We start from the raw sequence: 11,729 nt of genomic DNA, 5'->3' as shown, positions 1-11,729 counted from the left end.
TCTTTAAACTATCTACACTTTTCGCAGTCTTCGACCGTAGCCGTGATATTTAGCTTGCGGATGAAATTGCCCGCTTTGCGCTCGATGTTTTTCAAAACGTCCTTATTAAAGGCATCGTCCATGAAAAGATCCGTGACGTTGCCGCATTTTTCGCATACGACGTGGATGTGCGGCATCTGATAGATGTCGTAGCGGCTCTTTTTATTCGGCGCATTGACCTCGACTACGACGCCTTCGTCGAGTAGGGTATTTAAATTTTTATAAACCGTCGCTAGCGAAATAGATGGATAGTCCTCCTTGATCCCCTCGTATAGGTCATCTATGCTTGGATGTTCGTGGCGATCGAGCACCTTTAGGATGCACAATCTTTGCGGAGTTGCTTTCAAACCGCAGGTTTTGAGTAGTTCTACGTGGCTCATTTTTGTCCTTCAAAAATTTTAAAGTGATATTATCAAATTTTACTTTAAACAAAGTTGATATTAACTAATACTTTTTATCACTTAATATTCGCTCGGTTAGAGTTTGGATATCCAAGCCCAAGCTACGCTCCACGTCGGCGGTCTTGCCGTGCGGTAAAAAGATATCAGCAAACTCGAAGCTCACGATCTTTACGTCCGAAATTTCATTTTCCTGCAAAAATGCGCTTAAAATTTCACCGACGCCGCCCTTTTTGGCATTGTCGCTAAAGACGTACCAAATTTTATCTTTGCGAGCCAAGCTTCGCAAAAACTCGGCGTCCAAAGGCTTTGCAAAGACTAGATCTACGACGTCCGCCTCGATCTGCCCTTCTAGCGCCTCAGCCGTTTTATACGCCCTACCTGCGCCGTTTCCGTAGCCGATGAGAGCTACGCGCGCGCTATCGCTGCGCTTTAAAAACACCGATTTTGCAAGCTCTACCGCAGACGCGCCGGTCTCGTCGCAGTCCAAGATAAAGCTTCCGCGCGGATAGCGTATCGCCAAAACCCCCTCGTGCGCGTAGGAGTACTCGATGATCCGTTTAAAGCTCGTCTCATCCCGCGGCGCGCACATACTAACGTTTGGAATCGCGTTTAAAAAACTCACGTCAAAGACTCCCTCATGCGTCTCGCCGTCCTCGCCCACGATGCCGGCGCGATCCATCGCAAGGACTAAGCTTAAGTTCATAATCGCCGCGTCATGGACGATCTGATCGAATGCGCGCTGCATAAAGGTCGAATATATCGTAACGTACGGCTTAAAACCCTCGCGCGCCATCGCAGCCATCGAGCTTAGCGCGTGAGGCTCGGCGATCGCTACATCCCAGAAGCGGTGCGGAAATTTCTCGATCAGCTTATCCATACCCGTGCCGCTTGGCATCGCTGCGGTCACACCCACGACGTTTTCATGCTTGGCGGCTAAGCTTAAAAGCGCCTCGGCGTAAATTTGCGTGGCGCTTTTGGCGGCGGATTTTTTCTTAAATTCTCCGCTTTGAATGTCAAAAGGCCCTACGCCGTGCCAACTCTCCAAATAGCCCTCGGCCTTGTCATAGCCTTTGCCTTTGATCGTCTGAGCGTGCACGACGACGGGCTTACGCGCGCTTTTTGCCGTCTTTAGCGCCGATATGAGATCGGCTAGGTTGTGGCCGTCGACAGGGCCTATGTATTCGAGCCCCAGCTCCTCAAAATACATCCCCGGGATGATAAGCTTTAAGGAATTTTCAAAGCGCTTTGCCATATATGTCGCGCTTTGCGGAGCGTGAGAGAGCAGCTCTCTTACGTGGGATTTAAATTTTTGATATGTCTCGCCCGCCATCGCTTGGCTTAGGTATTTACTAAAGGCGCCGATGGGCTTGCTGATGCTCATTTTGTTGTCGTTTAGGATGATGACGCAGGGCAGCCGCAGATCGCCGAGCTCGTTCATCGCCTCATAAGTCATGCCGCCGCTCATAGATCCGTCGCCGATGAGCACCACCGGCACGCGATTTTCGCGCTTTAGGCTTATCGCTTTTGCCGCACCCACGGCTAAAGAGATCGATGTCGAGGCGTGTCCTGCGACGAAATAATCAAATTTGCTCTCGCTAGGCTTCGTGTAGCCGCTGATGCCGCCGAACTGCCTAAGCGAGCCGAACTCCTCCCAGCGATCCGTCAAAAGCTTGTGCGCGTAGCTTTGGTGGCTCACGTCGAAGATAAACGGATCGCTCGCGGCGTCAAATACGTAGTGCATCGCCACGATGAGCTCAACCGCGCCCATGTTTGAGCTTAGATGGCCGCCGTTTTTGCTCACGACTTCGATGATGCGCGCTCTGATCTGCGCGCAAAGCTCCCGTAGCTCCTCCAGGCTTTTATTTTTAATATCCACTCAAAATCTCTCCCAAAGCGCCCAAGACGCGATCGTTTTGCTCGGGCGTGCCGATCGTGATGCGCACTGCGTTTAGCACATAGCTTTTTAAATTTCGAATGATGACGCCGCGGCGCAGAAGTCTATCGCAAAGCTCGCTACTATCTAGCGACGGGCTAAGTTTGAACGTGATGAAATTTGCGTAGCTAGGGATAAATTCCAAATTTCGCTCGCGCGCAAAATCTTCAAAGCGGCTCATCTGCGCGGCGTTGTTTTGCAGGCTCTTTTGCACGAAAGCTTCGTCTTTTAGCGCCGCAATCGCCGCTGCGAGGCTAAGCGTCGTGATATTAAAAGGCGGGCGCAGCTTATAAAGTGCACTTATGATTACGCGCGGCGCGATACCGTAGCCTACGCGCATACCGCCCAGTCCATAGACCTTCGAAAAGGTGCCTAGATAGAGCACGTTTTTAAAATTTTGAATTAAAAATTTCGGATCGAGCTTTTTGCGCTCGTCTTTAAACGCCGCAAATTCGTTGTACGCGGCATCGATCACCAAAAGCGTGTTTTCATCCACGCTACGAGCGAACTCATACACCGCCTCCGCATCCAAGCACTCGCCAAGCGGGTTGTTCGGCACACACAAAAAGATGACCGAAATTTCATCTCTATGCGCGTTATAAATTTTTAAAAGTTCGGCTAGGTCGTGCTCCTGCACGCTCGTTTTGTAAACTTTAGCCTCGCAGTGGCTTGCGTAGATGCCGTACATCGCAAAGGTAACGCCCGCTTGCAGTATCGCGCGGCGCGAATTGAGCTTGGCGTGCAGCGCAAACTCGATGATCTGGTCGCTACCCGCTCCGATGATGATATTTTGCGGCTCTACGCCGAATTTAGAGGCGAGCGCGCCCTTTAGCTCATACATCGAATCATCAGGGTATAGATGCGCACAGGCGGCGTTTTGCGCGATCGCCTCCTGCACCGCCTCGCTAGTGCCGAAAGGATTTTCGTTGCTGGCAAGCTTTAGCACGTCCTGCTTGCGGATACCAAACTCCCGCACCGCAAGCTCGATCGGCTTGCCTGCTTCGTAATTGCTTAGATTTTCTACAAATTCGTTAAATTTCATCACTCCCCTCCGTTTATATAGCTTCCCAGCCAGGTGATTTCGTGGCCGCTTTTCTGCGCGTTTTGCAGCACGCGCGCCACGCGCTCGTCGTCGATGTGCCCCTCAAAATCGACATAAAAGACGCATTTAAAATCCCTAAGCTTAACAGGGCGGCTTTCTAATTTGGTTAAATTTATCCCCTCGTTGCGAAACATCTGTAAAAAGTCCACGAGCCCGCCCGGGCGGTCGTCGGTTTTGGCTAGGATGCTCGTTTTGTTGCGGTCGCTCTTTTGGTTTTTAAAGTCGCTCAGCACGAAAAATCGCGTGCGATTGGCGGAGTTGTCCTCGATCTTTTGAAACATCATCGGCACGCCGTAAAGATCGGCGGCGATCTTGGAGCAGATCGCGGCGGAGTGCGGCGTGGCAGCTGCCATCTGCGCCGCAAGCGCGGTAGATTTGGTCGCGGTAAATTTGACGCCGCTAAGGCCGTGATCGTCTAAAAATTTAAGGCACTGATTATATCCTTGCGGATGCGAGAATATCTGATCCACGGTGCTTACGTCGTCGCAGTGGCTCGCAAAGCAGTGGTGGATGTCCATATAAATTTCGGCGACGATCTTGACGCCCTCGTATTTTCGCAAGCAATCAAGCGTCGCTCCCACCGCGCCTTCGGTGTTGTTTTCGATCGGCACGACGCCGTATTTGGCCTCGCCGCTATCAAGTTCCTTAAAGACCGCCTCGATGTTTGAGAGCGGCAGATAGGAGCTTACCGCGCCGAAGCGGCTCTTGGCGGCTTGGTGCGAATAGGTGCCGAAAGGCCCCAAAAACGCGACTATCTGCGGCTTTTCTAAATTTCGCGAAACCGAGAAAATTTCAAAAAATATCGCCTCGATCGCCTCTTTGCTTAAATTTCGCGCCTTTCCGCCGTCCAGCCTGCTGATGATCGAGCGCTCGCGCTCCGGGCGGTAGATCGCGCTGCCCGCGGTCTGCTTCAGCTCGCCGATCTTTTTGACAACCCCCATGCGCTCGTCGATAAGGCGCAAAATTTCATCATCCAGCCTGTCGATACAAACGCGCAGATCATCGATATTTTGCATCACAACCCTCCTTTTGCTCGCCCGCGAATTTCGGCGCGGATTTTAAAAATTTCACGCCGCCTTTTTTGCCGCACGCTTTGAAATTTTTACCGCGCGAACTTAAAATTTCACCGTTTAAGATAGCTGCACCGCAACTTCCGCACGCTAAGAAGGCGCGATAAGATTCGTCGCAGCGAGATCCGAAATTTAAAGAGGCGCGATTAAAATTTAAAACGGGGCTTTGTTTTGCCGCAAAATTTAGAGGCGCATTTTGTTCGGATTTGAAATTTGAAGCAGGGGTGCATTTAGGCGCGGAATTTAAAGCGACGGTGTGTTTAAAATTTAGGGCCGTGCTTGCTGCGGCATTGAAATTTAAAACCGCTGCGCGCTCGGATTTGAAATTTAAGATTGCGCCATGTTTTAAGCGGCTTGCCGCGCAGATCATACGAGATCCTTTTCTAGCGCGATTAGCTCATCAAAGCTCTCGCGCTTTCTAATCAGGCGGTCCTGCCCGTCGTAAACCGCGACCTCGGCGGCGCGGGGGCGGGTGTTGTAGTTGCTCGACATCGAAAAGCCGTAGGCGCCGGCGCTTTTTATCGCGAGCAGATCGCCGCTTTGCAGGCTAGGCAAGCTCACCCCTTTGGCCAAAAAATCGCCGCTTTCGCATATCGGGCCTACGACGTCGCAAGGGCTTAAACTCTCGGCAGAGCTTTGCGGCGCAGAATTATCCGCGGCGGAGCTTAAATCGGATGAATTCTGCGGTGCGAAATCCTCTGAAGCGGACTTAGCCTCGATGCCGAAAGCTTTGCTATACGTGGAATTCTGTGCCGTAGAATTCTCGGTGTCGCTTTGGCTCGCGCAGCTTTCGCAGGCGGAATTGCGCTCGCTTACAAGCTCGATTTTATGGTGCGCGCCGTAGAGACTCGGGCGTATGAGATCGTTCATCGCGCCGTCAACGATGACGAAGCGCTTGCCGCAGTTTTGTTTTTCGTAAAGCACGCGGGTGAGGAAGACGCCCGCAGCCCCCGCGATGAAGCGCCCCGGCTCGCACACGATCGTGACATCTAGCCCGCTTAGGCTCTTTAAAATTCCTTGCGCGTAGTCGTAGAGCACGATCTGTTTTTCATCCTCGTAGCGGATGCCGATGCCGCCGCCCACGTCGAAAAATTTTATATCGATCTCAAGGGCTCGCAGTTCGCGCAGCAGATCGCTTACTATTTTTGCGGCATCGCAGATCGGAGAGATGTCCGTAAGCTGGCTGCCAATGTGAAAGTGGATGCCGACGGGATTTAAAAATTTGCTCTTTTTGGCGTAGATATACATCTTGCGCGCGGTCTCGATACTGACACCGAATTTGTTTTCGCTAAGCCCCGTGGAGATGTAGGGGTGGGTCTTGGCGTCAACGTTCGGATTTACGCGGATACTGATGCGAGCGGGCTTGTTTAGCTTTTGCGCGATCTGCTCGAGGCGCAGCATCTCGGCTTCGCTTTCTAAATTTATCAGCAAGATGTCCGACTTTAGCGCAAACTCGAGCTCGCTATCTTGCTTGCCGACGCCAGAGAATATGATCTTATAGCTCTTTGCGCCGATATACAGAGCGCGGCGCAGCTCGCCGATGCTGACGCAGTCAAAGCCGCTGCCCAGATCCGATAAAAATTTTAAAATGCTTAAATTCGAGCTTGCTTTAATCGCGAAACAAACGAGCGACTTGCGCGCTGCGAAGGCCTCTTTGAGCGCTATGAAATTCTTTTGTATCTCGTTAAAATCGTAAACGTATAAAGGAGTGCCGTATTTGCGGGCTAAACTTGAATAATCCATAGAATTTCCACCGATAAATTTTGCGCCATTCTAACAAATCAAGGCTTAACGATGCTTAAAAACTAAAAATGCCGCGAAGCTTAATAGCGCTGTTATGGGCACGATAATGCCAAGTTCTGGGATGATGACGCCGTTGAGAGAAAACCTAATTAACACGAAAAGCACACCCCACGCGCATAGCGTAGCGATAAAAAAGCCGAAGCTCATCAGCGCGAGATTAAAAAATCGCCCCGTAACGGGCAGGTAATAATACAGAACCAATATCGCCAAAGGCGCAAACAATGGAAAAAATATCATATTATAAAGGCTTGCTTTTATGGTGGAGATATTCACGCCTTGATGCGAAAAGGTGCGGATCGAACGGAGAGCATCCCTGATCGAATATACATTACTCGTATCATAAACACTCGCAATTGAGCTTGGATCAAAGCCCTTAAGCGCCTCGCTCTGCGCGCTAAACTCACTTTTTAATCCACTTCCTCCAAGCTTAAGCTGCGCTGGTAAAGTCGTGGTATTTACGTCGCGCAGATGCCAAATTTTGCCTGCGTATTCGCCAGAGCTTGCGTGCGAGCGCGAAGCAACGGAGTTATCCCCTATACTAAAGATCGTTATATCATTTGCGTTTTTGCCGTTTAGAGCTTTGATGTAGACATATTTGCCCTCAAATTTTAAAAACATATCTTCGCTAGCGGGCGCAAGATCGGTCAGGTTTTTTTGAAATTTCAGCGCGTATGCAAACGAGGTGGAATTTAAAGATATAAAGCCCGCGGTGATAAAAAGCGCGATCAAAAACGGCGGCACGATCAGGGCGTTTTTACTCACTCCAAGCGCGTAGAAGCTCACTAGCTCGTTGCTTCTAATCATATTAAACATCATTAAAATCAGCGCGAAAATGAGGCTTAGCGGCAGCGTGTAGCTAAGCGCGACTGCGGCGGTTAGGGCGATATACAAAAGAGCGGTATTCGCGCTTGAGGGAAAATCTTTGAGATTGGTAAGCACATCGATGCCTACATAAAAGCACTCAAGGGCTATTAGCAGGATAAAAAAATACTTCAGATAAGAAAGAGCCGCGTATTTTACGTATAACTTCACACCCTAGCCTTTTTAATCGTAAATTTTTGCGCGATCTGCTCTATATCCGAGCAAATGAGCTCTTCTACCGCGCGCGCGACATAGGGTAAAATTTCACTCAGCTTCTCGCGCTCGCTTTCGTTAAAATTTCCGAGTACGAAATTTGCCGCATCCTGGTCCTGCCGTTTTTTGCCCACGCCGATACGCACGCGCTCGTAATCTGCACCGATTAGCGCATCGATCGACTTGATGCCGTTATGCCCGCCGCTACTGCCGCCTTTTTTAAATTTAACGGCGCCCAGATCCAAATCTATATCGTCGTGCACTATGATGATGCGCTCGGGCTTATAAAAATCATTCACCGCCTTTACGGAGTTGCCGCTTAAGTTCATAAAAGTTTGGGGCTTTAGAAGAAGCAGCGAGCCCTTTTTAAAAAGCTCGCCTTGGAATTTAGACGCGCCGAGCTCGCTAAAGCCGCCCGTCTTTAAAATTTCGTCGATTAGCATAAAACCGACGTTGTGTCTGGTATCTGCGTATTTCTGAGCAGGATTCCCAAGTCCTGCGATCAGTATCATAGGCGCCCCTATTTAGCCGAAGTAACTCCGACTACCGCTACCGAGCCGTCTAGGATGATGCTGACGCCCTCTTTTACGGGGATGTCGCGGATCAAAAGCGAATCACCTACGTCAAGATCGCTCACATCGAGCGTAAAATCGTTTGGTAGATCTTTGCCTGCGCATTTTACGGCGATACGGCGCTTGGATTGCACCAAAATACCTTTGTTTTTTAGCCCTTTAGCGACGCCAGTTACCTTAACCGGCACTAAATATTTACTTACGACGTCATCCTGAACTACGCGTAAATCTACGTGAGTTAGGGTATTTGTGACGGGGTGTTTTTGGTATTCTTGCACTATAACGCGATATGTCTTACCGCCCACGCTAACCTCGAAGGGAAGATCTTCTTTTGCGCGCATAGCTTTGATAAAGTCGTTTACTTTAAACGCTGCGTTAATATTTTCAAATCCTTTCGCATAAATATTAGCGATTAGATAACCATCTCGTTTTAGGGATTTTGAAGCCCTTTTACCGATACTATCTCTAACGATACCTTCTAACATTAGGTTTCCTTTGTGAAAAAATGAAGCGTGATAATAGCCAAATATTGCTTTAAATCTATTTAAGCGCCGCGATGAAATTTAGAAGTAAAATCGCACGGAATTTAGCCAATTAAAATTTACGCTAAATCCTGCGAACTCAAGACATACTCGTATATGCACGAGCAAGCGAATAGAATTCTGCCCGCTCAGCGGCAGGCAGAATTCTTTAAAATTTTAAATTGCAAAATTTAGAATTTTAAAATTTACGACTTAGCGGATCTCTTTTAGCTGTACGACTTCGCCGGCGAGCATCTCTTCGGCGCTCTCTCCAGATTCTGCCGCCAAATCCCTTTTTTTGGCAAGATCCACGTTTTTTATCTGCAGATCGAGGTCGTTTCGCTTAGAGGCCTTATCCAGCGCCTCCTCGCGGGTAATGACGCCGTCTCTATAAAGATCGAGCAGGTGCTGATCGAAGGTCTGCATGCCGTAGGTGTTGCGACCATCGGCGATCGCGTCTGGAATTTCATCGTCACGCGCATCAAGTATCATATCCTTAATACGGGTATTTTTGCGTAAAATTTCAACGACGGCTACGCGCTTGCCTTCGACAGTACGGGCAAGGCGCTGAGAAATGACCGCCTCTAGGACGGATGCTAGCGTCATTCGGATACGCTCCTGCTCAGCCTGCTCAAACATCGCGATGATACGGTTTACCGTCTCTTTTGCGTCAATAGTGTGCACCGTCGAAAACACTAAGTGACCCGTCTCTGCGGCGTGAAGCGCCGTCTCGATCGTCTCCAAATCGCGCATCTCGCCCACAAATATAACATCCGGATCCTCTCGCAGCGCTGCGCGAAGCGAATCTGCGAAGTTGTTGCAGTCCTCACCGATAGCGCGCTGATTGATGATGCATTTATCGTCTTTAAATACAAACTCTACGGGGTCTTCGATCGTAACGACGTGACTGGTTCTTTGTCTATTTATGCGGTTTATCATGCTTGCGATCGTTGTCGTCTTTCCACTTCCCGTAGGTCCCGTAAGTAGCACGACGCCGCGCATAGCCGTGTCGCAAATATCTTTGATCGAAGGCGGCAGACCTAAATCGTCGATCTCTGGAATTTTAACCGGTATCGTTCGGAAAACCGCGCTGATACCGTCGATCTGAAAGAAAATATTAACGCGGAAGCGATAATCTTCGTTTAGCTTGTAGGTAAAATCCACGCTCTTTTTCTCGATAAGCTCAGGAAAGCGCGTGATGAGAAGCTCCTTAGCTAGTGTCATCGCATCTTCTTTCAAAAATGGCGTTTTGCTAAATTTTACTAGCTCGCCGTGGATGCGCCCTCTGATAACCGCGCCCGATTTTATGTGAAGGTCACTACCGCCGTTTTGGATTAGAAATTCCAGATATTTATTTAGCCTGTCTCGCTGCTTAAAATCCAGCGTAGAAGCGTCAACTTGATACTGCGAATAATCTATAGAACCCGTCATCATTTCTCCTTTTTAAGTGTTTTTATTATCTCTTTAAATGCCTCTTCAAAGGCTACTAGTCCGTCATCCAGCAGCTTTTTATACGCCTTTTTCATATCGATCTTCGCCTCCGCTACGCGAGCGAAAAATTCCTCTATCTGCGCGTCGCTCGGCGGCGTTTTGGGTTTTTGATCACCGCTTACGAAAGCCTCTATCGTCTCAAGCGGCGCGGTGTTTACGCAGCCCGGATACATCAGCTCGCTTACGTAGTAATCCCTCGGCAGATCGTCTCCCTTTACGCCCGTGCTCGCAAACAGCGACTTTACATAGTTTAAATTTTCTTTAGCGATGATATTGTAGCACTTTGCCGCGTTCATTATACCGATTTTACCGGTAGGAAGGTCCGCTGCGGCCATTTTTTCATCTAGTAACCTATCGAAGCGGCTAACGAAGATGCTAATTACGGTTTTTGGTAAATTTGCCTTCGGGAAGTAGCGACGAAAGCCTGCAATTCCCTCTTTTATCGCCTCGATGCATTTTATGGTCTGCTCAGGCGAAAAAACCAAGGTCGCGTTTACGCTGATCCCCTTTTTTAGCAGATCGCGCATCGCTTCGTAGCCCGCCTTGGTTGCAGGGATTTTGATCATTACGTTTGGCATGCCGATCGTGCCGTATAGGTGTTTGCCCTCGCGATACATCGCTTCGGCGTCGTCTGCAAAATATGGATCGACCTCGATACTCACAAAGCCGTCATCGCCGTTAATAAAATTTTTAAGCAGGCTCTCCGCCGCGCTTCTGATATCCGCGGTGGCTAAAATTTCATACAGCTTTTTAGGCTCTTTTTTTCTAAATTCCTCTTTAGCCGAGTCGTATGCGGGGGAGCTTAGGATCGCGTTTTTAAAGATCGCGGGATTGGAAGTAGCGCCGTTAATTATCCCTTTTTTGATCAGCTCGTCGAAATCTTTATCGATAAAATCGCGCTCTAAAAAGTCGCACCAAAGGCTGAAATTTAGGGCTTTATCATACATATTTCATAATCTCCTTCAAATCCTTTTTTTCAATACAAACGCTCGCCTCGCTTTTTAAAATTTCATTCGCGCAAAAGGCGATTTTAAGTCCCGCCTCGCGAAACATCGAAACGTCGTTCGCGCCGTCTCCCACGCACATTACCTCGCTCGTCTTTAGATCCATCAGCGATTTAAGCTGCGCAAGCAGCGCGCCTTTTGAGTAGCCAAACATCATCTCGCCGCCGAAAAGCCCAGTTAAAATTCCGTTTTTTTCATGCAGATAGTTCGCAAAGCTCGCGTCAAAGCCTAGTTTTTTCTGCGCGGCGTCGGTAGCGAGATGAAATCCGCCGCTAAAGACGATCACCTTTATGCCTTTATTTTTCAGATACGCGATGATCTCGCTAGCGCCGCAAACAAAAGGCAGGCTTTCTGCGATAGCTTTAGCATCGCTAAGCTTCATCCCTTTTATCAGCGCCAAGCGCTCGCTAAGGCTCTCGAAAAAATCAAGCTCGCCCGCCATCGCGCGCTTCGTAATTTCGCTAACTTGTCGCTGCGTGCCCATTTTAGCGGCGAAAAAACCTATCGTCTCGCCGTCCATCAGCGTAGAATCAAAGTCGAAAACACAAAGCTTTATCATAAATATCCTCGCAAAAATTTAGGAATTATAGCTAATTTAAGTTTAAGTTTTTTGGAATTAGCATAAATTTTTCGCTTTTTGCGACCTCGTAAATTTTGCTCCTAACCCCGAACGAGCATAAATTTATATATTTTTTTTCGCCGAAATATAAAATTTCATC

At 48.8% G+C, this 11,729-nt stretch carries 12 protein-coding genes; all 12 read right to left on the bottom strand.

Annotated features, from left to right (window positions below; translation table 11 throughout):
• Positions 1–8 precede the first annotated feature (8 nt).
• Positions 9–419 (bottom strand): Fur family transcriptional regulator, encoded by a 411-nt coding sequence (locus tag Q0198_RS10770; RefSeq protein ID WP_005869540.1) that lies wholly within the window; start codon positions 417–419, stop codon positions 9–11.
• A 64-nt stretch (positions 420–483) separates the two neighbouring features.
• Positions 484–2,316 (bottom strand): 1-deoxy-D-xylulose-5-phosphate synthase, encoded by a 1,833-nt coding sequence (gene dxs / locus Q0198_RS10765; protein ID WP_297898024.1) that lies wholly within the window; start codon positions 2,314–2,316, stop codon positions 484–486.
• On the bottom strand, positions 2,306–3,415 hold the full coding sequence (hisC, locus tag Q0198_RS10760; RefSeq protein ID WP_297898022.1) for a histidinol-phosphate transaminase: 1,110 nt from the start codon (positions 3,413–3,415) through the stop codon (positions 2,306–2,308). Before hisC ends, dxs begins: the two co-directional genes overlap by 11 nt.
• A complete protein-coding gene (gene pheA / locus Q0198_RS10755; RefSeq protein ID WP_297898020.1) occupies positions 3,415–4,491 on the bottom strand; it encodes a prephenate dehydratase in 1,077 nt (358 codons plus the stop codon). Before pheA ends, hisC begins: the two co-directional genes overlap by 1 nt.
• Complete coding sequence (locus Q0198_RS10750; RefSeq protein ID WP_297898018.1) at positions 4,475–4,915, bottom strand: hypothetical protein; 441 nt, start codon at positions 4,913–4,915, stop codon at positions 4,475–4,477. Before Q0198_RS10750 ends, pheA begins: the two co-directional genes overlap by 17 nt.
• Positions 4,912–6,288: a diaminopimelate decarboxylase gene (gene lysA / locus Q0198_RS10745; protein ID WP_297898016.1), complete on the bottom strand. Its 1,377-nt coding sequence runs from the start codon at positions 6,286–6,288 to the stop codon at positions 4,912–4,914. Before lysA ends, Q0198_RS10750 begins: the two co-directional genes overlap by 4 nt.
• Positions 6,289–6,333: 45 nt before the next feature.
• Entirely contained in the window at positions 6,334–7,380 is a 1,047-nt protein-coding gene (locus tag Q0198_RS10740; RefSeq protein WP_297898014.1) for an LptF/LptG family permease, read from the bottom strand.
• Positions 7,377–7,934, bottom strand: a complete 558-nt coding sequence (gene pth / locus Q0198_RS10735; protein ID WP_297898012.1) for an aminoacyl-tRNA hydrolase — start codon at positions 7,932–7,934, stop codon at positions 7,377–7,379. The genes Q0198_RS10740 and pth overlap by 4 nt, the downstream gene beginning before the upstream one ends.
• An 8-nt stretch (positions 7,935–7,942) precedes the next feature.
• The gene (locus Q0198_RS10730; protein ID WP_177388523.1) at positions 7,943–8,479 is read right to left on the bottom strand and encodes a 50S ribosomal protein L25/general stress protein Ctc; all 537 of its coding nucleotides are present in this window, start codon (positions 8,477–8,479) and stop codon (positions 7,943–7,945) included.
• Positions 8,480–8,728: 249 nt separating this feature from the next.
• A complete protein-coding gene (locus Q0198_RS10725; protein ID WP_297898010.1) occupies positions 8,729–9,946 on the bottom strand; it encodes a PilT/PilU family type 4a pilus ATPase in 1,218 nt (405 codons plus the stop codon).
• Positions 9,946–10,953, bottom strand: coding sequence for a transaldolase (locus tag Q0198_RS10720; RefSeq protein ID WP_297898008.1), 1,008 nt, complete (start codon positions 10,951–10,953; stop codon positions 9,946–9,948). The genes Q0198_RS10725 and Q0198_RS10720 overlap by 1 nt, the downstream gene beginning before the upstream one ends.
• Positions 10,946–11,569: a phosphoserine phosphatase SerB gene (gene serB, locus Q0198_RS10715; protein WP_297898006.1), complete on the bottom strand. Its 624-nt coding sequence runs from the start codon at positions 11,567–11,569 to the stop codon at positions 10,946–10,948. Before serB ends, Q0198_RS10720 begins: the two co-directional genes overlap by 8 nt.
• Positions 11,570–11,729: the final 160 nt, after the last annotated feature.

The sequence above is a fragment of the uncultured Campylobacter sp. genome, from assembly GCF_938045205.1.
In the GTDB taxonomy this organism is placed as follows: domain Bacteria; phylum Campylobacterota; class Campylobacteria; order Campylobacterales; family Campylobacteraceae; genus Campylobacter_B.
The sequence above is the reverse complement of the archived record's forward strand: the minus strand, read 5'-3'. Positions and strand labels throughout refer to the sequence as shown.